The organism is Desulfitobacterium chlororespirans DSM 11544, assembly GCF_900143285.1.
GTDB lineage: Bacteria > Bacillota > Desulfitobacteriia > Desulfitobacteriales > Desulfitobacteriaceae > Desulfitobacterium > Desulfitobacterium chlororespirans.
On sequence record NZ_FRDN01000003.1, the window covers coordinates 266,211 to 291,276 of the forward strand.

At 49.1% G+C, this 25,066-nt stretch carries 26 protein-coding genes; 12 read left to right on the forward strand and 14 right to left on the reverse strand.

Annotation, left to right across the window (positions count from 1 at the left end; genetic code table 11):
- Positions 1 to 17: 17 nt before the first annotated feature.
- Entirely contained in the window at positions 18 to 926 is a 909-nt protein-coding gene (locus tag BUA14_RS01115; protein WP_072770885.1) for a LysR family transcriptional regulator, read from the forward strand.
- Positions 927 to 1,237: 311 nt separating this feature from the next.
- On the opposite strand, the gene BUA14_RS01120 is transcribed toward BUA14_RS01115, so the two are convergent.
- On the reverse strand, positions 1,238 to 2,170 hold the full coding sequence (locus BUA14_RS01120) for a helix-turn-helix transcriptional regulator (RefSeq protein WP_072770886.1): 933 nt from the start codon (positions 2,168 to 2,170) through the stop codon (positions 1,238 to 1,240).
- A 121-nt stretch (positions 2,171 to 2,291) separates the two neighbouring features.
- Between BUA14_RS01120 and BUA14_RS01125 the strand changes: the two genes are divergently transcribed.
- The 4 genes from BUA14_RS01125 (at position 2,292) to BUA14_RS01135 (ending at position 5,180) form a co-directional block, all read left to right on the forward strand.
- Entirely contained in the window at positions 2,292 to 2,813 is a 522-nt protein-coding gene (locus BUA14_RS01125) for a cysteine hydrolase family protein (RefSeq protein WP_072770887.1), read from the forward strand.
- 470 nt (positions 2,814 to 3,283) lie between these two features.
- Positions 3,284 to 3,670 carry a BlaI/MecI/CopY family transcriptional regulator gene (locus tag BUA14_RS01130; protein WP_072770888.1) on the forward strand — a complete coding sequence of 129 codons (387 nt, stop codon included), beginning with the start codon at positions 3,284 to 3,286 and terminating at the stop codon, positions 3,668 to 3,670.
- Positions 3,667 to 4,170, forward strand: coding sequence for a hypothetical protein (locus BUA14_RS28360; protein WP_242954512.1), 504 nt, complete (start codon positions 3,667 to 3,669; stop codon positions 4,168 to 4,170). Before BUA14_RS01130 ends, BUA14_RS28360 begins: the two co-directional genes overlap by 4 nt.
- Complete coding sequence (locus BUA14_RS01135) at positions 4,071 to 5,180, forward strand: M23/M56 family metallopeptidase (RefSeq protein ID WP_242954513.1); 1,110 nt, start codon at positions 4,071 to 4,073, stop codon at positions 5,178 to 5,180. Before BUA14_RS28360 ends, BUA14_RS01135 begins: the two co-directional genes overlap by 100 nt.
- A gap of 227 nt (positions 5,181 to 5,407) precedes the next feature.
- Here the strand turns inward: BUA14_RS01135 and BUA14_RS01140 are convergent, their stop codons facing one another.
- The 10 genes from BUA14_RS01140 to BUA14_RS01185 all read right to left on the reverse strand — a co-directional run bounded on the left by BUA14_RS01140 (position 5,408) and on the right by BUA14_RS01185 (position 16,440).
- Complete coding sequence (locus tag BUA14_RS01140) at positions 5,408 to 6,391, reverse strand: ABC transporter ATP-binding protein (RefSeq protein WP_072770889.1); 984 nt, start codon at positions 6,389 to 6,391, stop codon at positions 5,408 to 5,410.
- Positions 6,351 to 7,388 (reverse strand): ABC transporter ATP-binding protein, encoded by a 1,038-nt coding sequence (locus BUA14_RS01145; protein ID WP_005813352.1) that lies wholly within the window; start codon positions 7,386 to 7,388, stop codon positions 6,351 to 6,353. The genes BUA14_RS01140 and BUA14_RS01145 overlap by 41 nt, the downstream gene beginning before the upstream one ends.
- A 15-nt stretch (positions 7,389 to 7,403) precedes the next feature.
- Complete coding sequence (locus BUA14_RS01150) at positions 7,404 to 8,246, reverse strand: ABC transporter permease (RefSeq protein WP_072770890.1); 843 nt, start codon at positions 8,244 to 8,246, stop codon at positions 7,404 to 7,406.
- Between the two features lie 13 nt (positions 8,247 to 8,259).
- Positions 8,260 to 9,204, reverse strand: coding sequence for an ABC transporter permease (locus tag BUA14_RS01155; RefSeq protein ID WP_005813354.1), 945 nt, complete (start codon positions 9,202 to 9,204; stop codon positions 8,260 to 8,262).
- Between the two features lie 65 nt (positions 9,205 to 9,269).
- Entirely contained in the window at positions 9,270 to 10,853 is a 1,584-nt protein-coding gene (locus BUA14_RS01160) for an ABC transporter substrate-binding protein (RefSeq protein ID WP_072770891.1), read from the reverse strand.
- Positions 10,854 to 10,937: 84 nt separating this feature from the next.
- Positions 10,938 to 12,458, reverse strand: a complete 1,521-nt coding sequence (locus BUA14_RS01165) for a carboxylesterase/lipase family protein (protein ID WP_072770892.1) — start codon at positions 12,456 to 12,458, stop codon at positions 10,938 to 10,940.
- A 60-nt stretch (positions 12,459 to 12,518) separates the two neighbouring features.
- The gene (locus BUA14_RS01170; protein WP_072770893.1) at positions 12,519 to 13,697 is read right to left on the reverse strand and encodes an acetyl-CoA C-acetyltransferase; all 1,179 of its coding nucleotides are present in this window, start codon (positions 13,695 to 13,697) and stop codon (positions 12,519 to 12,521) included.
- Between the two features lie 54 nt (positions 13,698 to 13,751).
- Positions 13,752 to 14,495, reverse strand: coding sequence for a glucose 1-dehydrogenase (locus BUA14_RS01175; protein ID WP_072770894.1), 744 nt, complete (start codon positions 14,493 to 14,495; stop codon positions 13,752 to 13,754).
- A gap of 411 nt (positions 14,496 to 14,906) precedes the next feature.
- Positions 14,907 to 15,560: a hypothetical protein gene (locus tag BUA14_RS01180; protein WP_072770895.1), complete on the reverse strand. Its 654-nt coding sequence runs from the start codon at positions 15,558 to 15,560 to the stop codon at positions 14,907 to 14,909.
- Positions 15,553 to 16,440, reverse strand: coding sequence for a DegV family protein (locus tag BUA14_RS01185; RefSeq protein WP_072770896.1), 888 nt, complete (start codon positions 16,438 to 16,440; stop codon positions 15,553 to 15,555). The genes BUA14_RS01180 and BUA14_RS01185 overlap by 8 nt, the downstream gene beginning before the upstream one ends.
- Positions 16,441 to 16,580: 140 nt before the next feature.
- Between BUA14_RS01185 and BUA14_RS01190 the strand changes: the two genes are divergently transcribed.
- Positions 16,581 to 17,195, forward strand: coding sequence for a TetR/AcrR family transcriptional regulator (locus tag BUA14_RS01190; protein WP_072770897.1), 615 nt, complete (start codon positions 16,581 to 16,583; stop codon positions 17,193 to 17,195).
- A gap of 145 nt (positions 17,196 to 17,340) precedes the next feature.
- Here the strand turns inward: BUA14_RS01190 and BUA14_RS01195 are convergent, their stop codons facing one another.
- Positions 17,341 to 18,771, reverse strand: coding sequence for a sigma-54 interaction domain-containing protein (locus BUA14_RS01195; RefSeq protein ID WP_072770898.1), 1,431 nt, complete (start codon positions 18,769 to 18,771; stop codon positions 17,341 to 17,343).
- Between the two features lie 362 nt (positions 18,772 to 19,133).
- Here BUA14_RS01195 and BUA14_RS01200 point away from each other — a divergent pair, with 362 nt between their 5' ends.
- The gene (locus BUA14_RS01200; RefSeq protein ID WP_072770899.1) at positions 19,134 to 20,438 is read left to right on the forward strand and encodes an acetyl-CoA hydrolase/transferase family protein; all 1,305 of its coding nucleotides are present in this window, start codon (positions 19,134 to 19,136) and stop codon (positions 20,436 to 20,438) included.
- 51 nt (positions 20,439 to 20,489) lie between these two features.
- Positions 20,490 to 21,797: a thiolase family protein gene (locus tag BUA14_RS01205; protein WP_072770900.1), complete on the forward strand. Its 1,308-nt coding sequence runs from the start codon at positions 20,490 to 20,492 to the stop codon at positions 21,795 to 21,797.
- A gap of 103 nt (positions 21,798 to 21,900) precedes the next feature.
- Here BUA14_RS01205 and BUA14_RS01210 read toward each other — a convergent pair whose 3' ends face one another.
- A complete protein-coding gene (locus BUA14_RS01210; RefSeq protein ID WP_072770901.1) occupies positions 21,901 to 22,284 on the reverse strand; it encodes a type II toxin-antitoxin system death-on-curing family toxin in 384 nt (127 codons plus the stop codon).
- The gene (locus BUA14_RS27730; RefSeq protein WP_178371588.1) at positions 22,281 to 22,454 is read right to left on the reverse strand and encodes a hypothetical protein; all 174 of its coding nucleotides are present in this window, start codon (positions 22,452 to 22,454) and stop codon (positions 22,281 to 22,283) included. Before BUA14_RS27730 ends, BUA14_RS01210 begins: the two co-directional genes overlap by 4 nt.
- 189 nt (positions 22,455 to 22,643) lie before the next feature.
- On the opposite strand from BUA14_RS27730, the gene BUA14_RS01215 reads away from it, so the two are divergent.
- The 4 genes from BUA14_RS01215 to BUA14_RS01230 all read left to right on the forward strand — a co-directional run bounded on the left by BUA14_RS01215 (position 22,644) and on the right by BUA14_RS01230 (position 25,045).
- Positions 22,644 to 22,865: a helix-turn-helix domain-containing protein gene (locus BUA14_RS01215; protein WP_011459191.1), complete on the forward strand. Its 222-nt coding sequence runs from the start codon at positions 22,644 to 22,646 to the stop codon at positions 22,863 to 22,865.
- 348 nt (positions 22,866 to 23,213) lie between these two features.
- On the forward strand, positions 23,214 to 23,522 hold the full coding sequence (locus BUA14_RS01220; protein ID WP_072770902.1) for an AbrB/MazE/SpoVT family DNA-binding domain-containing protein: 309 nt from the start codon (positions 23,214 to 23,216) through the stop codon (positions 23,520 to 23,522).
- Complete coding sequence (locus BUA14_RS01225; RefSeq protein WP_072770903.1) at positions 23,491 to 23,748, forward strand: type II toxin-antitoxin system RelE/ParE family toxin; 258 nt, start codon at positions 23,491 to 23,493, stop codon at positions 23,746 to 23,748. The genes BUA14_RS01220 and BUA14_RS01225 overlap by 32 nt, the downstream gene beginning before the upstream one ends.
- A gap of 460 nt (positions 23,749 to 24,208) precedes the next feature.
- Positions 24,209 to 25,045, forward strand: a complete 837-nt coding sequence (locus BUA14_RS01230) for a class I SAM-dependent methyltransferase (protein WP_072770904.1) — start codon at positions 24,209 to 24,211, stop codon at positions 25,043 to 25,045.
- The last annotated feature ends 21 nt before the right edge of the window (positions 25,046 to 25,066 follow it).

The window sequence follows — 25,066 nt, forward strand, 5'->3', positions numbered from 1 at the left end:
ATTAGGAGGTTTTTCATATGCGAATCGAATACCTGCACTATTTTATCGAGGTGGCCCGCTGCCGCTCGATCAACAAAGCCAGTAAAAATCTCCGTCTGACCCAAGCCAATCTGAGCAAGATGATGGCAGCACTGGAACGTCATTTCGCAACCCCGCTGTTTGAACGCTCCAACCGGGGCATTACTTTGACCGAACACGGGAAACGGGTGCTGGAATGGTCTCAAAAAGTAATGGCTGAGCAAAACCAGCTGATCCAGGCTTTTGCTGAGGATAAGACCAATCAAAACAGGCAGGGAAAGTTAACCATTCTCTGTCCGGCCAATATTGCCGGAGACAGCAATGCCAATGTGATCAATAAATTCACCGGCGAATATCCCAACCTCAAGATCAGCTATCAGGAAATGGGCGTGCCGGAAATTATCAAGCAAGTCCATAAGAACAGGGACTATGTGGGAATCATCATGCTGATCGATCATTTGTATAATGAGTTGATTACGGAGGAACTGTGCTACTATCCGATGCGAGACATCAAATTTGTGGTCTACTCCCATAAGGACAGCCGGTTTGCCAGGCAAGGCTTTAAGAGTATTTCCCTCAAAGCCTTAAGCAAGGAACAGTTGATTCTCTATAAGCCGACCAGCCTTTCTCCCTCCCCTTTTGAAGACCTGTTTGACCAGTATGGTCTGGACAATATCAAGTTTTCTGTCAGCAACTTATTTACCTTCTATGATATTTTGCAGAAAGGCCAGTACATCACCTTAGGCGCTGCCCGCCAGGCGAAGTTTTTCCCTAAGGTTTTGGACGGCTTGGTGACAACCCCGATTCGGGATAAAATCAACTGCCGGATTGGCATCCTGATTCACCGGGAAAATAAAGACAATGCCATGATTCAGCAATTTATCAGATTTTACAGCGAGTCTAAGTAAGGCGGGAAATCGCCCTCTGTCAAATCGTTTAAAGTAACGCATAGTTTCGAAAGTACCTGTTGGAGACTTAACCATCAGGTACTTTTTCTATCTTAAGCGAAGCGGCCCATCTTCGGGCCAACATGGCCCGAAGTGGCACGGGTTTGGGGCAGGCCCCAATAAGCAATTTTTTTGTGTTTTGGAGGCAGGGCAAAATACAAAAAACAGGCAAGTGTATTGACACCTGCCCTGCTTGCCGGTTAGCGGAAACAACGAAATAGCACACTATAGCGGCCATAAAGTATTGTGAATATGGGAACAGACTCCTTGTTCTAGTTTTCGTATAAGGCAGCTATCTCATGTATTCTGCGCTTCATTTCTGTGCGGATATGTAACGGCTCTAAACACTGGCATTTATCCCCAAAACTGAAAAGAATAGTGTAGTAGTATTCGTTCTCTATGAAAGGAAAACTAACAATGTAATGCTCATCACCGTCTGGCGAAAAGTGTTCATAAGTGCAATAATCAAGTACCCTGTCCAGGACAGATTTATGAATCCGAATTTTGATTTTGGTTTGCATAGTTGCCAAAATATCAGTAAAATCCAACTGCGGTTTTTGATAATCCCGTGGCGTGAAAAATTCCTCTTGTATGTGTAGGTTTGATATGCGGGATAGTTTGAATAAGCGAAAATCATTTCTTTTATAGCAATACCCTTGCCAATACCAATGACTGCTTTTCAATACAAGCTGATACGGCTCGGCTGTTCGTGCGGTTTTATTTCCGTAGCGGTCTGCATATTCAAAGGTCAGCAGCTTGCTTTCCTGTAAAGCTGTTTTGATCATTTCTAAATAGGGTTGTATGTTCCTGTTGCCCATCCACGGACTTAAATCTATAGATAGTTGATTTGCTTTTAATTCAATGTCTTTCGCTCTGTCGGCGGGGATAAAACTCCTGACTTTCGCAAGGGCGTTGACCAGTTCATTCCCTCGTATCATGTTGGAAAGACTGGAAAGCCCCATCAGGATAGCGGAAAGGTCGGCAGTCGAAAAAACCTTTCTATCAATCTTGTATTGCTGCATGATTTCAAAGCCGCCGCCCACTCCCGATGTTGAGCGGACAGGAATACCCGCCATGTTGATCGTGTCTATGTCGCGGTAGATTGTGCGGGGTGAAACTTCAAACCTATCTGCTAACTCCTGTGCGCCGATCCGCTCTTTATCAAGGAGTATCATAATAATGCTGACAAGCCTGTCAACTTTCATCTGATAGCCTCCTTCCCAAATTTCTTTTTTATCATCATAGATTGTTGCCATACTGTTGTCAACAATTGCATGGTACGATAAAAAAGCAAACAAATCAATCCACCGATCAGGAGGAGACACTATGCAGAAAAAAGCCTTAGTCATCATTGATATTCAAAATGATATAACAAAAAATTATAAGGATATTATTGACAACATCAATAAAGCTATTGATTGGGCAGTCAATCATAGTATTCATGTTACTTATATAAGGCATGAAAATTTATCCGCCGGCACGAGGACTTTTAAACCCAATACATATGGGTCTGAATTAGCTTCAGACTTGAAAATAGTATCAAAAAATGTTTTTACAAAATACAAAGGAAACGCATTAAGCAGTGAAGAATTTACCGACTTTATTAGTAAAAATGAAATAGGTGAGTTCTACATCACAGGAGCAGACGCTGTTGCTTGTGTTAAATCAACCTGTTACAACTTATGCAAAGCAAATTATAGCGTTAATGTCTTATCAGATTGCATTACAAGTTATGATAAAAGGAAAATTGACGAAATGGTGCGCTATTATGAAAGTAAAGGCAGTAAAATCATTAGTTTAAATGACTTGTTACCTAATCACATCTTTGAAGCACAGAAACATTACTGAACTCAGTCCATGAAGAAGGCCGACAGAACCTTGGATAGTGCTCATATCTGCCGCATAAGCGGAAAAGAAAAAATGTATTACCACTGAACAGCAGCTTTGAGAAAATCAAAGCCGCTGTTCTCTGTATATGGAGGGCTTAATTAGTTGCGCCCCTTTTATAAGACATGGCGGCATTAAGGAGGAATGTTGCCATGTCTTATTATGCTTATTTGGATCTATGCAACAGGCCGCCAATTAAGGACAGCGGCCTAATGTGAGCCAGCCGACAAAAAGGCTTGACTTTGCTTAGCTGGTCTGTTTTGTGAAAACCCGGAATTGCGATGTTTTACAGGAGGCGTGGAACGAACATTCTGTTATGGGGATAATTCTACATCCCATAGAAAAATAGTTGCAAAGCATTGACACATATCCCTACACAATGTAGAATATAATCGTCTACACGACGTAGAATAATGAATGGGGTGGCTTTTATGGGTAAACTTCAAAAGATGTCGGAGGCTGAACGGGAAATCATGCAGTTTGTATGGGCGGCCGGCCCCTCGGTTTCCTCTGCAAAATTACTTGACGATTTAAAAACGATTAACAGGGAGTGGAAGCCCAACACGGTTTTAACCTTTCTCGCCCGCTTGATCGAAAAAGGTATTTTGACCTCTGTACGGCATGGGCGGTCAAACGAGTACATACCGCTGATTACCGAGAGCGAATACAAACAGTTTGAAACACGAACGTTTCTTAACTCTGTCCATGACGGTTCTGTAAAGAGTTTTATCACCGCCTTATACGAGGGCAACGACTTGACCGCCGAGGAAATAGCCGAACTAAAACAGTGGTTTTCGCAAAAGGAGGCAAAAGAATGAACACAGCGTTTATCGCCGTACTTTTGATGTCGGCAACGGGTATCGTGCTTGTTTTGTGCCTGTTGCTTTTGCGTCCTTTGACAGCCAAAACCCTAACCGCAACCTGGCATTATCGTATGTACATATTAGTGGTATTGTTTCTGCTTATTCCTGTTGGCATTGTGGGCGGCAATCTTTTTTCAAACATACCAGGTACGACGAATCAGGGGCTTCCCAATGTGCCTGCCATCCTTAATGATCTGATAACCGTACAACAAACGGATCTATTACCATCACAAACCGGGCAGGCTTTACCCCAGACAGACCCTACTGCCCTAAGGCCCGCCGCGCCTGTAACGGCTGTCTTTATCCTAAAAACGTTTTATCATTTTTACCGCTTATCTGGCTTGCTGGGGTTTTCGTGTTCATTATTTTGCATGGTATTCAGTTTATTCGGTTTAAGCGGAAAATCATGCGGACAAGTTTGCCAATTGATGATCCGGGAACACTTCTGGCCCTAAAAAACTCGATGACTGAAATGGGTATAAAGGGCAAGCTCCGGCTATTGTCAAACAATATCATTAAAACACCCATGCTGGCCGGCCTGTTCAAAACATGGTTAATACTGCCCGAAGTGGCAATGAGCGAAAGGGAGCTTAACGTTATTCTCAAGCATGAGCTTACTCATTTCAAGCGGCGTGATTTATGGGTGAAATTTCTGACGCTTGTGGCAAACGCAATCCATTGGTTTAATCCGGCCGCGTACCGGCTGACGAAAAACATTGATACTTTCTGCGAGCTTTCCTGTGACGAGCAGGTGGTATCGGATATGAACAGGGAAGAACGGCAATTTTATGGCGAAACGATCCTCAATGTCCTGTGCAGGGTTATCCATCAACATTCGGGCATGTACGCTACCCTTGCGGAATCAAAAAAAGGAATGGAAAGAAGGTTGACACATATGATGAACGTAAAAAACACCTCAAAACCAATTGTTATCATTTCATTTATGATCGCTGCTGCATTATGTTTAACAGGCTTTGCGACGGCATCAGTCATGAATGTAACCGGAGCGGAAAAATCGTCTGTTGGGGAATCAAATACAACGGAGGATACCTATGCCGGTGGAAATTACCTTTGGCCTTTAACGGGTTATCATGTTATCAGCGCTGAATATGGTTCTCGCATGCACCCGGTTGAAAAGGCCATGGTCTTCCATGATGGGATAGACATCCCGGCACCTGGCGGCACTCCCATACTGGCGGCCAATACGGGTAAAGTCGTTGAGAAAGGCAAAAATGCGACGGACGGCTATTATGTCATTTTAGATCACAGCAACGGTCAAAAAACTTTCTATTCCCATCTATCAGACTATGCAGAAAGCCTTGCCAATGATGATACGGTACAACAAGGTGATATCATTGGCTATGTCGGTAAAACAGGCGATGCAACAGGTAATCATCTGCACTTTGGCTTGACTGTTGACGGTGAGCACATTGACCCGATGAGCGTTTTTACAGAGGAGAATTGAGCTTAAATCATCTTGCCTGGCAAAGGGCGGCAAATAAAAAAGCCGTCATTTGACAGAGGATGTTGGCGGTCAAATAGGACACCGATGAAATGTTGCGTAGAAACAGAGAAACGGCGCAGCTTTCCGGCCACACCGTTCCCTGTTGACACTACTTCCTTATTGACGCCCGCCTTTGCGCGGGGTTCTTTATGGCTGCGGTATTCTTAATTCAAGGTCGCTTCATCCCCTCAGACAATGGACATATCGTATAATAAGCAGGCTGTCCTGCTATCCTGGGAGGTTGGGATGAGAGCCGGATCGGTCACTTTACATTTTTCCATGGCCACAGGGCAGCGTGTATGGAAACGGCAGCCGGCGGGGGGATTGGCCGGGCTGGGGAGATCTCCTTTTAAAAGAATCCGCTCTCTGTCCCGCAGCTTGGGATCGGGTAAGGGTACGGCGGCTAATAAGGCCTTGGTATAGGGATGATGAGGGTTGGCGAACAGTTCCTCTTTCCCGGCGAATTCAGCGATTTTGCCTAAATACATGACGGCGATTTGATCGCTGATGTGCTTGACCACTTGAATTCCGTGGGCGATGAACAGATAGGACAGTCCCAAATCCTTTTGAATTTCTTTCAGCAGATTGAGAATTTGGGCTTGAATGGATACGTCCAGGGCTGAAACAGGCTCATCGCAGACGATCAGTTTGGGCTGGAGGGCAAGGGATCGGGCAATGCCGATTCTTTGTCTTTGTCCCCCGGAAAATTCAATGGGATACCTGCTGCCGTGATAAGCGGCCAGCCCCACTCTTTCCAGCAGTTCATCCACCCTTTTCCCCCGCTCTTTATGGGTCCCCACTTTATGGAGAACAAGGGGCTCGGCAATAATATCGGCGACCGTCATGCGGGGATTCAGTGAAGAATAGGAATCCTGGAAGATCATCTGCAGGTTCTTGCCCATGGCTTTTTTGCTTTTGTACTCGGAAAGCTTTCTCCCTTCAAAATAGATCTCCCCGGCGGTGGGCTCGGTAAGCCCCACCACCATGCGGCCGATGGTTGATTTCCCGCAGCCGGACTCCCCCACCAGACCCACGGTTTGACCGGGGTAAATATCCAGGCTGACACCGTCCACAGCTTTTACGGAATTGCTTTTTTGGCCGAAAAGCCCGCTTCCCACCGGGAAGTGTTTTTTAATGCCCTGGAGTGACAAGAGCGGTTGCTTCTCTGTCATCTTCATCATCCCCCTTCCCTGATGTGTGGAGCCAGCAGGAAACCCGGTTCCCTGAAGGGTGCTGCTCCAACTCGGGAGCAACCTCGTGACATTTCGCCATGGCCGACCCGCAGCGGGTCACGAAATTACAGCCCGTGGGCAGTTCCAGGGGATTGGGCACCACCCCCGGAATGGCGTCCAGGGTTTCCTTGGAGGGTCCGGACAATGACGGAATACTGACCATCAGCCCCTTGGTATAGGGATGCCGGGGATGGGCAAAAATGTCTTCCACATTACCTTCTTCCACAATCTTTCCGCAATACATGACCAGCACCCGGTCGGCGGTTTCCGCTACAACACCGAGGTCATGAGTAATCAGAAGGATAGAAATCCCAAATTCCTTCTGCAAATCTCTCAACAGATTTAAGATCTGGGACTGGATGGTCACGTCCAGGGCTGTGGTCGGTTCATCAGCGATCAGCAGTTTCGGATTGCAGGCCAGAGCGATGGCGATCATGGCTCTTTGCCTCATCCCGCCGGATAATTGGTGGGGGTAATCCTTGAGACGCCTTTGGGCATCAGGAATGCCGACTTTATTGAGCAGCTCCAGGGCGGTTTTTTGCGCTTCCTTAGGGCTGACTTTTTTATGAAGCAGAATCGCTTCGGCAATTTGCCTGCCGATGGGATGGACCGGGTTGAGGGCGGACATGGGATCCTGGAAAATCATGGCGATGTCGTTGCCGCGGATCTTTCTTAATTCTTTTTCCTTTAGTTTCAATAAGTCCCGGCCTGCAAAGAGGATGGAACTGTCCGGACGGTATTTGATGGCGCCGGCATTCAATCTCATGATGGAAAGGGAAGAAACACTTTTCCCGCTTCCTGATTCACCGACTAAGGCGACAATCTCACCTTTGGCAATGGTGAAGGAAACGTCATCCACAGGCTTGATTTCACCTTTGGACGTGGGGATGTAGGTTTTTAAATGATTGACTTCCAGCAAGGGTGTTTCTGTCTTCAAGTATCTCCCCCCTTTTTAGACTATCTTTTGTTGTTTGGGATCAAGGGCTACCCTCAGACCATCGCCGAGGAAGTTTCCGGCCAGGATGGTCAGCATGATGGCAATCCCGGGATAAACGATCATCCAGGGATTAATGTAAATCAGACTGTAGCCTTGCTGGATCAGGTTCCCCCAGCTGACATCGGGAGGCTGGGCGCCCATGCCCAGAAAGCTGAGGGTGGTTTCCGTAAGAATGGCCATACTGAGGTTGAAGGAAGCCTGGACAACGATGGGCGGGGAAATATTGGGAAGAATGTGTCTGAACATAATCCAGACAAAGCCCGCCCCGGAGATCTTCGCCGCCTCCACATAGGGCTCCAGCCGTACCTGCAGGGTCTGACCTCTGGCCAGTCTGGCGAATTTCGGGGTAAAGACAATCCCGATGGCCATCATGGCATTCCAGAGGTTGACGCCCAGGGCGCTGGTAATGCCTAAGGCCAGGATGAGGGCAGGAATGGCGATGATGGCATCGACGATGCGCATGAAAACATCATCGATCACACCGCCGAAATAACCGCTTAAGACCCCCAAAGGCACCCCGACCAGGAGGGGAATCATAATGGCAAACAAGGCCGACTTAATCGCCGTCTGGGAACCCATGAGCATTTTGCTCAAAACATCACAGCCCAGCCCGTCCGTACCCAGCCAATGCTCGGCACTGGGGAGCTGCATGACTTTGGTTAAATCTTGCTTGAAGGGGTCATAAGGTTGAATATGAGGAGCAAGCAGGGCGACGCTGACGAGCATGACCAGGAAAATAAAGCTGGCAAAAGCGAGTCTTTCCGCCCTCAAGCGTTTAAAAATCGTTTTAAAACTCATAGTAAGCTCCCCTCTAATACTCGATTCGCGGATCCAATAAGGCATACACAATATCGGTCAGGAAGTTAATCACCACGACCATCACAATCATGACCAGGACAACACCCTGGACCACGGTGAAATCCCGCTGGCCAATAGCATTGATCACCAGCTGGCCCATGCCCGGAATGGCAAAAATGTTTTCCACAACCACCGTGGCACCCAGCATGGTGCCCATTAAAAGACCGATGGTGGTGACCACGGGCAGCATGGCGTTTTGCAGGCCGTGCTTGAAAATCGCCCGGTAGCGGCCGGCCCCTTTGGCATAGGCGGTGCGTATATACTCCGCATCCATGGTTTCCATCAAGGAGGAGCGCAATTGCCGGGTGATGACGGCTATCCCGGCTAAACTCAGGGAGAAGCCGGGCAGCAGGATATGTTTTAAAAAGGAGCCCGCGCCGTCGGTAATGCTGATAAAGCCGGTGGCCGGCAGCCAATTCAGGTTTAAGCTGAAAATAATAATCAGGATCATAGCGCATAAAAAATTGGGTACCGCTGTGCCCAAGGTTCCTAAAAAGCGGGCGGCATAGTCCATCCAGCTCTTGGGAAAGTAAATGGAGGTAATGGCAAAAAACATCCCGCCGGCAATGGCAAAGGTCATGCCCACGGCAACCAGCTGGATCGTAATGGCAAGGTGCTGCTGGATGGCGTGTCCGACCAGTTGTCCGGTAAAGAGGGATCTCCCCAAATCCCCATGAACCGCGTTATTTAACCAATGAATATATTGCATGATCACCGGTTGATCCAGCCCTAATTGCTGGCGCAGTTCCGCCACTTTTTCATAGGTGGCATTTTCACCGAGAATGGCCAGGACCGGATCACCCGGGATGAGCAGAATCAGAGAAAAGACGACGAGGGTGGTAATGAACAGCATGGGGATGACGTAAAGGAAGCGCCGCAGCATGAATTTCAGAAACATTATTATCCTCCTTTAAAATGGAGTGAAGCAGGATCGAAATCCCACTTCACCATTTCAACTACAGATTATTTTTGCTCCACCCAAAGGGAGGAAAAGATCGCCTTTCCTAGCAGGTTCGGCTCAAAGCCTTGGATCTTCTTGTTCATAGCGGCTGTCATGGGTTGGGAGAAGGTGGGGATGGAGAAGGCATTTTCCACGACGGAGGTGTTGACTATTTTCTTATACAGCCCGGACCGTTGATTCTGATCGGTGGTGGCCGCAGCCTCTTTGATCAATGATTCAAGTTCCGGAGTCGTGGCTTTGCCCGGATTATAATAGCTGTCTTTTCCGTAAAGGCTGGCAATGGTCATTTGCGGATCAGGCCGCCCCGACCAGTTGCCGGTGAGGGCATTGGTTTCTTTGTCGCCGAGAAAACTCTGCACGGCTGCGTTGGGTTCCAGGGTTTTAATCGTGACGGTGATTCCCACCTCTTCCAGCTGTCCTTTAATCCCATTGGCCAGCCTGGTCCACCATTCAATCGGGTAGGTGGTTAAGGTGAAAGAAACATTGCTGAGACCGGCATCCTTCAGCAGCTGTTTGGATTTTTCCGGGTCATAGGGTATGTTGATACTGTCGTCATGGGCCCAGTAATCTTTAGGGAAGGGCTGAACGGCCACTGTCCCCTGGCCGAAGTTAATCGCATCGATCAATTGCTGGCGGTTAATGCCGTATAATACAGCCAATCTGGCCGCTTTATCGTTAAAGGGCGGGGCATCCGTGCGGAGATAAATCATATTCAAAGCCAGGGTGTTGGTAGGACTTAAGACAATATTCGCATCAGCTTTTAAAGTCGCAACCATCTGGGGCTGCACATTGGCCAGAAAATCAACCTGACCGGTTTTCAGGGCATTGATCTGGGAATTGGCATCAGGAATCACTTTGACCGTCAGTTTATCCAGATAGGGCAGACCCTTTTGCCAGTAATTTTGATTGGCTTCGTAGCCAATCTCGCCATTGGGAATATGGCTGGTGACGATGAAGGGACCGGCGCCCACGGGATGGAGGGAATAATCTGCCCCATGGGTCTTCACTGCCGTCGGGGAAATCATCATGCCGCCCCGATCCGATAAAGCCAGAATGATCGATGAATCAGGCTGGGACAACTGCAGCTTCACCGTTTTATCGTCAACGACTTCCACGCTTTGGATATTCTTTAAATCGCTGATTTGTGAATCCGTGGAATTGACGCGATCGATATTAAATTTTACAGCCTCGGCATTGAAGGGCGACCCGTCGGAAAACTTTACCCCCTCCCGCAGATGGAGAAGGATGGTCGTGTTATCCGGAAATTCCCAGGATTCGGCCAGACCCGGCACCGGCTTCATATCCGGGGTGAATTTAACCAAGGTATCATAGAGGGGCCATAATAAGGCATGGTCATTGCCTGTGGTCCCTTTGATGGGGTCAAAGTTGGTCACATCTGCCACATAGGCCACCGTCAATGAGCCGCCATGTTGAGGAGTCCCTGGTGATTCACTGGCTGGATTGGCAGTTGGGGGGGTATCCGGTGTCTTGGTTGAACCTGATTGCGAACCGCATCCTGAGATGACCATCATCAAAACAACGAAAAGCGTTACCATCGTGAGACTTCTTCTTTTTAGTTTTGACATTGCCTTTCCTCCTTTATATTTGCAAAGATATATTGGCAAAGACTTGTTCCCAATTCATGGTTGCAGCAGGCATTCCTCCTTCGTTTAATTTTTAAAAACGTGTTCCCAGCTCAAGCGCTGGCGGCCGTCAGGGTCATTGACGACCTCATTATGAGTATTGAAAAGCATGGTGGCCCGGTTTTCCTCATTGTAGGGGGGCCAATCAGGCAATCCCGGGGTGTTCGGATCACCATGGCGGGCGAAAGCAATCCAGGCTCGATGCATCAGTCCGGCCAGTTGGAAGCGGCAGGGCTCTTTTCCTGTCAGCTCTTCCGTTTCCTGAGCAAGCAAGGTATTCCAGACAAAAGGAATCTCCAGGCCATGAAAAGCCTTGGCCTCTCCTCCTAAGGCCTTGCTTGCGTAGTCAAACCGATACATCCAGACAGGCGCACCATGCTTTGCCTGACCTTCACTGAAATAAATGGCCGGATAGGTAAAGACATAATGAGTCATCGCATCTTCATAGCCTGCCTGATTCAAGGCTCGGCTCAGGGCTTGATTCAAGGCTTGGTTCAAAGCGTCCGCCTGGGCAGCACTGTGGGAGCCGGTCGCCAAGCTTGAGCCAAAGGTCCGTTCCAGGAAAGCCTTGATTTCACTTTCATCCATGTCTTTCCACGCCGGATCAAAATATGTAAACAGCTTGTTCTCATGGGCGTTGGTGCCCACCAATACCGGAATATCTTTGGTCAAACCTGCATACAGCGCTTTTTCCGGATGCTCGGGAATGACAACGCCGTCGCCGACCGGACCAAAGGCCCGGCGCGGAAAAATCCCGCTGGCCTCGATAATTTTTTCTGCGGGGAGGGCTGCCAATTCCGATAAATTCTGCCGATCGATCTGAAGCTGAGCAAGGAGTTGTTCCGTCATTTTCGCCGCTGCTTCCAGGGTTACTTTACAGCGGGCCGTTCCGCTCTGCAGGATGGCCTTGTGAAAAAGCCCCCGGGCCAGGGGCATGGCCAGCAGATTGCCGACACTGACGGCTCCCGCCGATTCACCAAAAATCGTCACATTATGGGGATCACCGCCAAAGGCTCCGATATTTTCCCTGACCCATGTTAAGGCGGCCACTTGATCCAGAAGTCCGCAATTTCCTGAACCCCGGTAGGCTTCACCCCCTATATCGCTTAAATGAAGAAAACCAAACACACCCAGGCGATAATTGAGGGTGACCACCACCACATCCCCTTGTTCGGCGAAGGATTTCCCGTCATACAAATGGCTTGAACCGGAGCCATACATAAAGGAACCCCCATGTATCCAAACCAGCACAGGCCGTCTTCTCTGATCGGCGCCTGGGGACCAGATGTTGAGATATAAGCAATCCTCGCTTTTATGCAGCGGCGAGTCACCCAAAAACTTCATGGAGGGGCTCTCCCCCTGGAGTGCCGCCGGACCAAACTCTTTGGCTTCCCTCACCCCCGCCCAGGCCGCCGGTTCTTGGGGGGGACGGAAGCGGAGGGAGTGAAGGGGCGGGGCCGCATAAGGTATCCCTTTCCAAATGCTGACCCCGCCTTCCCTAATCCCTTCCACCAGACCAAAGCGGGTTTCTACTAGGGTCGCTGACATATTAAGCATCCTCCCTTTCTCCGTGCCGGAGACATGGCATGATGGGGATCTTCCCCGGCATCAGCCCCCGACAACAAGGGCGATGCCCTGCCCGCCGCCGATGCAAAGGGTGGCCAGGCCCAGCTTATCCTGGCGTTTTTTCATTTCGTGCACTAAGGTGACGAGAATACGGGCGCCGCTGGCGCCGATGGGATGCCCCAGGGCAATAGCCCCGCCATTGACGTTCACCTTCTCCGTGGGGAGGCCCAATTCTTTGGTGACAGCTAAAGCCTGTGCGGCAAAGGCTTCATTGGCCTCGATCAGATCAAGCTCATCCAGAGCAATCCCTGCTTTCTGCAAAGCCTTTTTCACGGCATTGACCGGCCCGACTCCCATAATCGCCGGGTCCACCCCTGCCATGCCGTAGCCTTTAATGGCCGCCAGATAAGGAATCCCCAGGGCAGCGGCCTTTTCTTTGCTCATCAGCACACAGGCCGCGGCGGCATCATTGATACCGGAAGCATTGCCGGCGGTTACCGTGCCGTCTTTTTTGAAGGCCGGTTTTAACTTCCCTAATGTTTCCACCGTTGTGCCGGCCCGGGGGTATTCATCCCTGTCGAAAATAACCGGTTCCCCTTTTCTTTGGGGGATCGTCACCGGGACGATCTCCTCCCTAAAGCGGCCTTCTGCTATGGCCGCCACAGCCTTGGCCTGGCTCCAGGCTGCAAACTCATCCTGCTCCCTGCGGCTGATGCCGTATCTTTCCGCGACATTTTCCGCCGTAATCCCCATATGATACTCGTTGAAAGCACACCACAGGCCATCCTTGATCATGCTGTCCACAAGGGTTCCATGGCCCATGCGCTGGCCCCATCTGGCCTGTTCCAGAAGAAAGGCCGCATCCGACATGCTTTCCATCCCGCCTGCCGCCACGATTTCGGCATCTCCGCCCCTAATGGCCTGGGCCGCGGCAACCACCGCTTTAAGTCCCGAACCGCAAACCACATTGATGGTCTGGGCCGTCGTTTCTACAGGCAGCCCCGCTTTCAGGGCCGCCTGGCGGGCAGGATTCTGCCCCAGTCCGGCTTGCAGCACATTGCCCATGATGACTTCATCCACTTGCTTCCCCTGAATACCCGCTCTCTGCACCGCTTCCCGAATAACCAGCGCTCCTAAATTGACGGCTCCATACCCCTGCAAAGCGCCCCCGAAGGAGGCAATGGGGGTACGAACCGCACTGACGATGACGACATCCTGCAAATTTAGCCCTCCCCGCTGTTCATGTCTTCACCCCGGCCCTGCCGGGCTGACCTCTTATCTGTAGATATAGCCGCCGGCTACCAGAATTTCCTCGCCGGTAACAAAGGAGGACTCTTCACTGCACAAATAAGCGATGACGTCCGCCACTTCCGAGGGCTGCCCCATCCGTTTAAAGGCGGTCTTGTTGATGTAATCTTCCAGAGCCTGCTCCGGCACGGCCCGCATCATTTCCGTGTCGATCACCCCAGGGCGCACGCAGTTGACGTTGATGTTGTATCTTCCCCCTTCTCTGGCCAGACTCTTGGTAAAGGCAATGGTGCCCGCTTTGGTGAAGGAGTAATTGGCCTGCCCGGCTTCGCCGCTGGAATTGGTGGAGGACAAATTGCAAATCTTGCCGTACTTTTTCTCCCTCATAATCAGCCAGGCTTCCTGGGTGCAGTTAAACAGCCCTTTGCCGTTGACGGCCATCACATCATCCCATTGCTGCTCCGTCATTTTATGAAAGATGGCATCCCGGGTAATTCCGGCATTATTGACAAGGATATCCACCGTCCCAAACTTGGCCATAATTGCTGCAAAAGCGGCCTTTACATCCTCACGGCTGACCACATTGCAGCCCAGACCGATCACCTTTTCGCCGCTGGGATCCAGTTCCAGAGCCAGCTGCTGGGCGCCGGCAGCATCCACATCAAGCACCGCAACCTTTGCTCCCTCCCCATAGAACTTTCTGACAATCGCTTCCCCGATCCCTTTGGCTCCGCCGGTAATCACAGCAACTCTGCCCGCAAATTTTGCCATAAATAAACACCTTCCTCTTTCTGCTTTTTGTCTTGGAGATTCCTCTCCAACAACTTTCGAGTCACTATGTTTATACAAGCAAAAAGCATGCCAGATTATGCGGAGGGTTTCTGCTTTGATTACCAGGCCTTTTTAGGAATTTTCAGAATACGACTCCAGAGTGCAGGCCTTGGTGTGTGGTAAATCTGCAATATTCTGCGTGGTGCAATTGCAATATGTCTTATTATTGCGACTACTTAAGAGCGCTTGCTGCGCATTCGGGGGGCCGTCGGTTCGGTCCCGGCATGATTCTGGGTACGACAAAACAAGGGCTGTGTCAAAACTCACCTCCGAAAAACCGAAGTGGGTGCAAATAACCAAAGACGTCCTCCCTTCACTATAATAGTGGAGGCAGGACGCCTTTTTTAAGGATTATACAAGCAAAAGCGGGGATGCCAAGAGGCTATCAACAAGTTTTGACACAGCCCCCATACTATGCCGGAAACAAACCACGATCAGACACAGGAAAAATGCAAGCATCGCTGAGAGCGCTCCCAGAAGCAGTTCCCTTAACGTATGGCGTTTCAACGTGAGCGAAGACCACAGGATGGCTCCAAGCAGCAGCACACAGGGAATAATGGTCTTGCCGCCGATAAAGTATACCGTCAGCAACAGCGGCCCCGTAATGCCAGAGGCGTGACCGCTTGCCCTTACCCCGATCACCCGATTAAAAAAGGTTAGGATCCATACCGAAGCGAGATAAACCAGAAAAATAAAGAGCAGTTCTCCGCTCACTCCCGCAATCATACCCCACAGCACTGCGCCGGCATAGCCGATCAGGCTGAGTATGAATGCCAAGTTTCGCTGCCCGTCTCTCCCCTTGGCTTTGCAGCGGGGAAAAAGACGGGACAACGGATAGGCCAGCAGCGGTATGACCGAGAGGAAAAAAACGGACAGCAACAGCTCCCCTGCACTGGTAAAAACGCCCTTGTGCTGAAAGAACAGAAGCAGCAGCAAGGCCAGAACCATAACCGGCGGCACAGTGATGACGCGGACAGCCTGAGCGGCTTTCTCTCGTCTAGTCATTGCGGCGATCCCCCCAGAAGAACAGCGCTACCGTACCTGGACCAGTGTGGCTGCCGATCGTCGTGCCTACATGATTAATTTCCACAGAACCGTTAAGGTTTTTGAAGCGTCCTTCCACAAGGTCGGCGACGGCACGGGCGTCTTCATAACATCCGGCATTTGAAATATAACACTTGCCACCGTATGACAGCCCGCCCTGGGCGTGTTCCGCCATTCGATCCACAATCTCTGTGATGACGCGTTTTTTGCCGCGCACTTTTTTCCGGGGTATCAGCTTGCCGTTATTATCCATATTAAGCAAAGGGCAGACGCCAAGCAAGGTACCGAAGAAGCCCGCTGTTTTTGAAATACGGCCTCCCTTAATGTAGTATTCCAGCGTGGTGGAAAAGAACCAATGGTGCATTTCCAGTTTATGAGCTTCTAACCAGGTATATAGGCTATCCATATCCATCCCCGCAGCCTTTTTTTCAGCCAGTGTATCCATGATCAGACCGTAACCGGAAGATGCTCCCAGTGAATCCACGATATATATCCTGCGCTGTGGAAAGCGCTCCTGTAAAATATCCTTGGCAGTATGTGCCGAATTGATAACTCCCGTCAGTCCTGATGAGAGGCAGACATGGAGAATATCCCGCCCTTCTTCGAGAAAAGGCGTGAAGTAGGCAACAAATTCGTCCGTATTTACCTGAGAGGTCATCGTTGCAGCCCCTCTTGCCATGGCGCTGTAAAAATCATCAAAAGGGATCGAGTGTCCCAGATCATCCAAATATTGCTCCCCATCCAGTGAAAAATGAAAGCAAACATAATGAATATTTTTTTCTGCAAAATGCTCAGCACTCAAATCTGCGGTTGAGCAGCAGCTTAATATATAGTCTTGCATAGGCCACCTCCAGATATATCTTACAGTTTGACAGATAACTTAACAGATGTTAAGATCATAGCATTTATAAAGGAACGATACAATTTACACAATTTGGTATTCGTTAGTTATCTATACAAAAACGGCGGAGTGTATAACCAATGGCTGAAGATAAGCGTATCCGAAAAACAAAACGATATATTAAGCAGACTTTAATCGAGATTCTTACCGAAAAACCCTTTGAACAGATCACGGTTACAGAGCTGTGCAACAAATCCGACATCAGCCGTATTACCTTTTATGCCCACTATAATGACAAATTCGCTCTGGTTGACGAAATGTTCGCTGAAATGCTGGAAAGCGCTACCAGAGACTACCGAAACAGTCAAAAGGAAAACAACCCCGCTAATGATACCATACAAACCTTCTGCAATCTGCTGGATTGTATTTTCAATCTCTATAACGAGAATATGTCGCTGCTGACTTACACCACCATTGACAAAAATCCCTATTTATACTACATGTTTTACAGCTACATTGTACGGAATGTTGAGCTGGTAATCATTCACAGAGACAAAGTCATTAAGCCGAAATACTCCATCAAGCAGGTAAGCGGCTTTATCTGCAACAGCCTATGGGCGTTCATCATCGAAGCGCAGACCGAAGGAAGCACAATCAATATGGTGCGAAAAGACGCGAAGAAAGTATTGACCGGAATACTGGAAGCCAATATCGTAACGGAAATGCGGGATAATGACCCGGAAAAAGAAGGGTAGAATCTGCGCAAAGGAAAATGAGGCAGCAGGGCTGAAAAAACCAGTGTTTTCAACTACCTGGCATAGCCCCGCTTAATGATAAAGGGCCGTGAGAAAATTAAGATTTTCACACGGTCCTCTCTTCTTGTTCTTCGATGTTCAATGTTCAATCCTGATCCCTCAGCTGGACGACCTGAACCTTGCGGTAGATGGCTGAGCGGTCAATACCCAAGATCCGTGCGGCTTCACTGACGCACCCCTGGCAGTCCTGCAAAGTATTCTTAATATACTCCTGCTCCACTTGACTCATGACCTTTTTGAGAGGGGCTTTGGCCTTGACCTGAATGCGCATGGTCCCCTTCTCCTCCTGATGGGAGCCCGCGGCACGATTGCCCGGCGGATAGGACATTTCTTCAACCTGGTAATCGATGACCCGGCCCCTGGTCGTGATCGCCAGGCGCTCAATTAAATTGCGCAATTCACGGACGTTTCCGGGCCAGCTGTAGTTCAGGAACCCCTTAAGGGTTTCCGTTGAAAACACCTTGTCGTATCCATATTTTTTATTCAGTTCCTTCAATAAGACATCGCTGATGGCCATAATATCCTCCGGGCGGTCCCGCAGGGGCGCCAGCTGCAGAGGCACCACATTGATGCGGTAAAAAAGATCTTCCCGGAAGGTTTTATGCTCAACCATCTTCTTTAAATCACGGTTGGTGGCGCAGATCAGGCGAAAGTCCACTTTGCGGGAATGGATGCCCCCCAGTCTTCTCACCTCGCCGTTCTCCAGAACCCGCAATAATTTGGCCTGCAGGACAAGGGGCATCTCCCCGATCTCATCCAGGAAGATGGTTCCCCGATCGGCCAGTTCAAATAAGCCGGGTTTTCCTTTGGCATCGGCGCCGGTAAAGGAGCCTTTTTCATAACCAAACAATTCTGCTTCAATCAGGTTTTCGGGAATGGCTGAACAATTCACGGTGATAAAGGCTTCCTTGGCCCGGCGGCTGATACTGTAGATATATTTGGCCAGTATTTCTTTGCCTGTACCGGATTCGCCGTACAACAGGACCGAAGACTCGGTGGGTCCTACCCAGTTGGCTTCCAGCAGCAGATTCTTCATGGCGGTACTCTCGGCGACCAGATGCCGGTCCTTAACCCCTTGCTCCCTGAGGTACTGGACCTCCTCTTTATAGCGCTGCACAAGTTCCCGCTCTTTATCCAAAGTCTGGGCCAGTTTCACCAGGGTATCCCGGTCCCGGCTGTTGCTGATGACCATGGTGATATTGCCCTGGCTATCGAATAAGGGCCGGCTGGTGCACATCAGATTGATCCCGTCCCTGGTTTTGATCATTCCGGTCACGGTGGTTCTTTTTTCAATGGCTTCCAGGGCTATGGATTTATCCCAATGCCCTTGTTCAACAAGCTCCCGGATATTTCTACCGACCATTTGGGTAATCGTCAGGTTCAGCAGCCGTTCGGCCGTAGGGTTGGCCATTAGGATATTCCCCACAGCATCGGTAACAAAAATGGAATCATAAGAATTATCCATGACTTCTTCAAGGGAATAGGAATTGCTGGGCATGGTACTCGGCTCAATCATTGGTCATTCACCCTTTTTATAGTAATTCTCATAGTGATTTTCATGATTCTTTGGTGAGAACAGCCGCTGTCGCTCTGGCCCGCCAGCTGGATCACTATAAATCAATTATAAGTGATGATAATTTTTTGAACAATCCTCTCCGGCTTAATCCGTCGTATTTATTACACATGTCGCAAAATAACCACATTCTGCGTTGCAGTATTACGATAGCTATCCTGTCACCGGAAATACAGTACTCCTCATTTCACCCCCGGAAGCTCTCTCCATCGGGTTTTTCCTTGACTGCCCCGGCGGTTGGCATGGTTATTGCTACAGATTGAGTTCAGACAAACATTTTATAGCTGGAGAGGAGCGTCTAACCCATGGATTGGAGAGAAACCTATAAGAAGCGTTTAACAACTGCTGATGAAGCCGTAAAAGTCGTTCAATCGGGCGATTTTGTGATACCCGGCCATGCGGCAAGTGAATCGGAGCTGCTGGTCAGTGCTCTCGTCAAACGTTACCGGGAGTTGGAGAATGTCACCATTATTCAAGGGGTGTCCCTGGGCAGCTCCCCTTACTGCCAACCGGAAATGGCAGGCCATTTTTTCTTGAAATCCATCTTCCTCGGTGCCAATACCCGTAAATCGGTCTGGGACAACCGGGGCGCCTTCTTCACCCTGATGTTCCATGAATTCCCCCGGGCTTTCCGGGAAGGCCATTTGCCATCCGATGTCTTTATGACCATGGTCAGCCCCCCTGATGAGCATGGCTACTGCAGTCTGGGCATGTCGGTGGATCACTCCAAAGAGCTGGTGAAATGCGCCAAAACCGTAATCGCCGAAGTCAATCCCCATGTTCCCCGCACCTATGGCGATACCCTTGTCCATGTCAGTGATCTGGATTATATCGTGGAAAACGACGGTCCGATTCTGGAGCTGACCCGTTTTGCGGCCATGAACGACGTCACCCAGGCCATCGGCCGTCATGTGGCGGCGCTGATTCAAGATGGCGATACCCTGCAAATGGGTGCCGGGACCATTCCCGATGCCATCCTTTATTACCTTAAGGATAAGCGGGATCTGGGCATTCACACCGAGATGTTTTCCGACGGTCTGATCGAACTGATCGAGGCCGGGATCGTCAATGGCTCCAGAAAGACCCTGAATCCGGGCAAAATCGTCGTCACCTTTGCCCAGGGAACGAAGAGGGTTTACGACTATATCCATAACAATCCCCTGTTTGAGTTTCGCCCGGTGGATTATGTCAACAACCCCTGCATCATTGCCCAGCATGATAATATGGTGGCCATCAACTCCGCTCTGGAAGTGGACTTAAGGGGCCAGGTCTGCGCTGAAGCCATTGGCCATCAGCAATACAGCGGTATCGGCGGCCAACTGGATTTTATCCGCGGCGCCGGAGCCGCCAAAAATGGCCGGCCCATTATTGTTCTCCAATCCTCAGCTAAAAATGGCACCGTCTCCAGAATCTCCTGCCAGTTTAAGCCGGGAACCCCTGTCACCACCACCCGCAATGACGTGCGCTGGATTGTGACGGAATACGGGGCTGTCAATCTGTACTGCAAATCGGACAGCGAAAGAGCGGCGGCGCTGATCAGCATTGCCCATCCCAACTTCAGAGAACAGCTGAAAGAGGAGTATCAGGCTATGTACGGCCGGGCTCTCTAGAATCAGGAGCATTATAAAGGTTTCGAGAGTTTATTAAAGGAGGTAAGAATTATGAGCTTTGTCAAAAGTAAAGAGGATATCGTTTGTGTCAGTGCCGTGCGGACTCCTTTCGGCAAATTCGGCGGCTCCATGAAGGATATCGATGTCTACGAACTGGGGGCCATTGCCATGAGCAAGGCCATGGCTAAAATCAGCCTGGACCCGGCCCTCATCGATGAGGTATGGTGGGGCAACGGCGATACCAGCAGCACCAAAGATCCCTTCACACCGGTGGTGGCGCGCCAGACCATGCTTAAAGCCGGCATCTCACCGGAGACCCCGTCTATCACCTACGACCAAGCCTGCACCTCTGCTCTGAGCACTGTCAAATACGGTGCCCGCAGCATCAAACTGAGGGAAGCCCAAATGGTCATGACCGGGGGTTCCACCAGCTTCAGCACGGTGCCCTTTTTGCTCCGGGATCTACGCTGGGAAGGGAAAAAGCATTCTTCCTTTCTGGTGGAAGACCCGATTATTCCCTTGGGCTATAAGGATTATGCCCCTGTGGCGGTAGATTCCGGCAATGTGGCTGTGGAGTACGGGGTATCCCGGCAGGAACAGGATGAGCTGGCCCTGGCCAGCCATGTCAAATACGGCCAGGCCTGGGAACGGGGATTTTTCAAGGGTGAAATGGAGCCCCTGGAGATTACGAAAAAGGACAAAAAAGGGAAGGTCCTCTCCGCCCAACTCCTGGCTAAAGATGAACAATACCGCCCTGAGATCAGTATGGAGAATCTCGCCCGCTTAAAACCCATTTTCGACAACCCGACCTGTACCGCAGGCAATGCTCCGGGAATGAATGACGGGGCTGCCGCTCAGATCATTACCACCAGAGAACATGCCGAGCAATTGGGGCTGCCAATTCTGTATACCCTGGTGGGGATTTCCGCCATCGCCCTGCAGCCGAGAATTATGCCGGTATCCCCTGCTTTCGCTATTAAGAAATGCCTGGATGAGGCTAAATTGACCATGGACGACCTGAAGGTCATCGAAATCAATGAAGCCTTTGCCTGCGTTCCCCTGGTCTCTCTGAAGCTCCTGGCCAATGAACGCTTCTTAACCGGCGACTACAAGGCGATGGTCAAAGAAGCTTCAGCCCAACCCATCCTGGATCATGATCCTGAACGCTATCTGAAGCTGAAAGAAAAGCTCAACCCCAATGGCAGCGCTATCGCCGTAGGTCATCCTAACACGGCCAGCGGGGCCCGCCTGATGATGACAGCGGCCTATCAGCTCCGGGAAGCGGGCGGAGGCTATGCCGCCTGTGCCATCTGCGGCGGTTTGACCCAGGGGGCCGGGGCGATTATCTGGGTGGAGTAAGCAATACGGGCATTTACAATGGCCGAGAATCCCGGAAGATGTCTGGACACTCACCGAGCAGCAGGTTTGTTATAATTAGAATAAGACTTGGCATAACCAAGTCTTATTCTCTAATGTGTTTCTTTATCCAGTTAATTATATCCTTTTCGTCGATTGTCCCTTCTGCCGTCTTTAAGCCTAAATCAATCAGCTCATCCTGAGTATATGTTATCATTAACTTATTCATCTTAAGTAGTATAAGCATCACCGCAATACCAATTCTTTTATTTCCATCGACAAATCCATGATTGCTGATTAAGCTGTGCATTATAACTGCAATCTTTTCAATATTGCTTGAATACAAATCTCTACCATCATAAGTCATAAAAGGTCTATTTAGAGCACTCTCTATAAGTCGAATATCCCTTACTCCCTTAGAACCGCCCGTTTCTTTAATTATTTTCTCGTGAAATAGTATTATATTTTCAATACTTAGAACCCTGATCATTTTGCTAACTCCTCAAGGGCTTCACGATTTTCATTAATAACTGTCTCCATCAGGATTTCAATTTCTCTTTGATCTTTAGTCTTTATGAATTCAACAAAGTCAATGACTTCTTGCTTTTTTTCTTCAGTCAATTGCTCAAACTCTTTTAGAAGCTTTTCTGCTAAAGTCATAGCACACACCTCTTTTACATATATTAACAATTATAATTATACCACATATGACTTAGATAATCCTACTTAAATTTGTGCCTGAGGGGTGCGGATGCCTTCACAAAACATGTCCCCTCAATTTTAAGGGAATATCCCTTAAAATCAGTAAGGGATATTCCCTTACTGCATAATTATTGGGAGGTGATTACTGTGTATGAGCGAATCCGTAATATGCGGGAAGACATGGATATGACACAGTCCCAGATTGCAGAGCATCTGAATATTCATCAGACAACCTATTCTGATTATGAGATTGGCAAACTAAACATACCCGTGCAGGTTCTAGGAAAAATCGCGGACCTGTTTGGAACCAGCATTGACTATCTGGTAAACCGCACAGATGTCAAAAAACCCTATCCCCGCAGGAAGTAGCTATAGGCAGGATAAGCGGCAAAAGGAAAAACCGTTAAGGCACAGAGGTATTCGCCCCTGCCTTGGCGGTTTTTAGTTTTTATTTTCTTTCTTCCTATTTCTATAACAGCATTCAGCTGCTCTGATTTTGAGTAGGTGCCAAGTAAGGCTAAGGCGGGCCAAGAAAAGTCTTTGTCAGCCCATATGAGTAAAAACGTATTAGCAAAAGATTAGCTGCTCAAGAAAGAAATGATGCATGGAACGACAAGGATTTTTCGTCCAGGATCTTGTTGTTTTGATTGCATACGTTGACTTTTTCTGTATATCGTGTCAAACTGTTATTACAGCCTAACTGAAAGGGTGATATCATTGGAGATCATACAACAAGTTCAAAAAAGAATGCTCGTAAGTCTGGCTCAAATTGCGAAAGATATCGATCTTCATGAGGGTGATTATCTAGCAATTGAAGAGCGTGATGGTGGGATTTTCCTTCGTCCTGTTACATGGATTGATAAAAGTCAAGCCTATATCTGGACAAAAGAATGGCAAGAAAAAATTCGCCGTTCGGAGGAAGATATGGCGGATGGAAATTATCAAACCTTTGAAAATATGGAGGATTGCATCAATGATTTGGAGGAAATGATCGATGCCCGTTCTAATAAAAACCAAGGGGTTTGATCTGGACTTCGCAAGTCTTTCCTTACTGGAAATGAAGCAAACGGTGAAAGCCCTTCGATTACTTGCCACAAATCCACGGCATCCTTCCCTCCAAACTCATAAGGTGAAGGGTACCTACTTCATGGAAGCCTATGTCAATAGGGATATTCGAATTCTCTTTGAACGAACAAGCGATACGATTATTTTAAAGGCCGTTGGCCATCATGATATTTTGAAAAATATGTAATCCGAGGTCCTGAAAACGGACTCGGGATTAGATTGGCAAGCCAATCTCTGTATCATCGAACGAACTCTTACATTAATCTTAAGATGATACACGATTGTTAGTTAAAGGAAAAACCGTTAAGGCACGGGGTATTCACCTCTGTCTTGACGGTTTTTAGTCTTTATTTCACCTAAGACAGCAGCTATCATTTCTCTCCCTTGTAAGTACAGCTTATTTCACCCTGATATCGTCCCCACTCACCGGAAGCAAATCGGCTGTGAACAGAAAGATGTCCGCATAAACGGGCAGCGCTGTATCATAAGAATTTTCTTTTCATTTCCCCTCTTCCTTGTTAAAATAGGATCAGTTAGCAATTGCTAACTGATCCTATTTCTATGACAGCATTCAGCCTGCCCTAAGCTTTGAGCAGGTCAGATCAGCCATAACCTCTACAAAAATCTAGAGAAAGAAGGCCACCGACATGAAAAACCAACCTGCCCTGGATGCCCACAGCATCCAGAATACCATGCTCCTGCCTCTTTGGGGGCGGGCTGCCGCCAGTGAGAAGAACCCCGATATTCTCTACGACCGGCAGGCTATCGAGATTATTAAGAAGTGCGATTATAATTTTGACAGCATCGCTAAAGCTTTCGGCGGCGAGTTCAGCGGTATCTGCTATGTGGTGAGGGCCCGCAAAATTGACGATGCCATCCGCGCTTATATGCAGGCCCATCCCCGGGCTACCATTGTCAACATCGGGGCCGGACTGGATACCACCTTCTCCAGGGTGGATAACGGCATGATCCGCTGGTACAATCTTGACCTGCCTGATGCCATCGCTTACCGGCAAAGCTTTATCCCGGACTCAGAGCGCAACCGGAGCATTGCCAAATCATTCTTTGACACCACCTGGTTTGAGGATGTTCACTTTACCCCGGAAGAGGGCATTATGTTCGTGGCCGGGGGCGTCTTCTATTACTTCCGGGAGGAAGAATTGCGGGAAGTGGTGGCGGCCATGGCCCGGCGTTTTCCCGTGGGCGAGCTTTACTTCGATGCGGAATCGAAGCAAGCGGTGGATAAGTCCAACCGTATGGTGCAGAAAACCGGCAATCAAGGGGCTCCCATGTATTTTTACGTCAACGATGCCTCCGCTTTGAACAGCTGGGCACCGGAGATCAGCGTAATTTCCTGCCTTGATTATTTTGCGGGGATTCCGCGGAACAGGCAATGGAGCTGGCAGAGCCGCCTTATGACCAGGATCTTAGGCCGGCTGGGCATGATGAAATTCATTCACCTGGGTTTTTCCCATGAGAGGTAGAAAGGATCGGCAAGGGGGTAG

What these genes read in the sequence shown, in the direction of transcription:
- BUA14_RS01130 (WP_072770888.1), top strand. Translation starts at nt 3,284, where the DNA reads ATGGGTAAACTTCAAAAGATGTCGGAGGCTGAACGGGAAATCATGCAG.
- BUA14_RS01115 (WP_072770885.1), top strand. Translation starts at nt 18, where the DNA reads ATGCGAATCGAATACCTGCACTATTTTATCGAGGTGGCCCGCTGCCGC.
- BUA14_RS01205 (WP_072770900.1), top strand. Translation starts at nt 20,490, where the DNA reads ATGAGCTTTGTCAAAAGTAAAGAGGATATCGTTTGTGTCAGTGCCGTG.
- BUA14_RS01185 (WP_072770896.1), bottom strand. Translation starts at nt 16,440, where the DNA reads ATGCAAGACTATATATTAAGCTGCTGCTCAACCGCAGATTTGAGTGCT.
- BUA14_RS01150 (WP_072770890.1), bottom strand. Translation starts at nt 8,246, where the DNA reads ATGAGTTTTAAAACGATTTTTAAACGCTTGAGGGCGGAAAGACTCGCT.
- BUA14_RS01125 (WP_072770887.1), top strand. Translation starts at nt 2,292, where the DNA reads ATGCAGAAAAAAGCCTTAGTCATCATTGATATTCAAAATGATATAACA.
- BUA14_RS01120 (WP_072770886.1), bottom strand. Translation starts at nt 2,170, where the DNA reads ATGAAAGTTGACAGGCTTGTCAGCATTATTATGATACTCCTTGATAAA.
- BUA14_RS01190 (WP_072770897.1), top strand. Translation starts at nt 16,581, where the DNA reads ATGGCTGAAGATAAGCGTATCCGAAAAACAAAACGATATATTAAGCAG.
- BUA14_RS01200 (WP_072770899.1), top strand. Translation starts at nt 19,134, where the DNA reads ATGGATTGGAGAGAAACCTATAAGAAGCGTTTAACAACTGCTGATGAA.
- BUA14_RS01225 (WP_072770903.1), top strand. Translation starts at nt 23,491, where the DNA reads ATGCCCGTTCTAATAAAAACCAAGGGGTTTGATCTGGACTTCGCAAGT.
- BUA14_RS28360 (WP_242954512.1), top strand. Translation starts at nt 3,667, where the DNA reads ATGAACACAGCGTTTATCGCCGTACTTTTGATGTCGGCAACGGGTATC.
- BUA14_RS27730 (WP_178371588.1), bottom strand. Translation starts at nt 22,454, where the DNA reads ATGACTTTAGCAGAAAAGCTTCTAAAAGAGTTTGAGCAATTGACTGAA.
- BUA14_RS01165 (WP_072770892.1), bottom strand. Translation starts at nt 12,458, where the DNA reads ATGTCAGCGACCCTAGTAGAAACCCGCTTTGGTCTGGTGGAAGGGATT.
- BUA14_RS01160 (WP_072770891.1), bottom strand. Translation starts at nt 10,853, where the DNA reads ATGTCAAAACTAAAAAGAAGAAGTCTCACGATGGTAACGCTTTTCGTT.
- BUA14_RS01230 (WP_072770904.1), top strand. Translation starts at nt 24,209, where the DNA reads ATGAAAAACCAACCTGCCCTGGATGCCCACAGCATCCAGAATACCATG.
- BUA14_RS01140 (WP_072770889.1), bottom strand. Translation starts at nt 6,391, where the DNA reads ATGACAGAGAAGCAACCGCTCTTGTCACTCCAGGGCATTAAAAAACAC.
- BUA14_RS01210 (WP_072770901.1), bottom strand. Translation starts at nt 22,284, where the DNA reads ATGATCAGGGTTCTAAGTATTGAAAATATAATACTATTTCACGAGAAA.
- BUA14_RS01175 (WP_072770894.1), bottom strand. Translation starts at nt 14,495, where the DNA reads ATGGCAAAATTTGCGGGCAGAGTTGCTGTGATTACCGGCGGAGCCAAA.
- BUA14_RS01155 (WP_005813354.1), bottom strand. Translation starts at nt 9,204, where the DNA reads ATGTTTCTGAAATTCATGCTGCGGCGCTTCCTTTACGTCATCCCCATG.
- BUA14_RS01180 (WP_072770895.1), bottom strand. Translation starts at nt 15,560, where the DNA reads ATGACTAGACGAGAGAAAGCCGCTCAGGCTGTCCGCGTCATCACTGTG.
- BUA14_RS01195 (WP_072770898.1), bottom strand. Translation starts at nt 18,771, where the DNA reads ATGATTGAGCCGAGTACCATGCCCAGCAATTCCTATTCCCTTGAAGAA.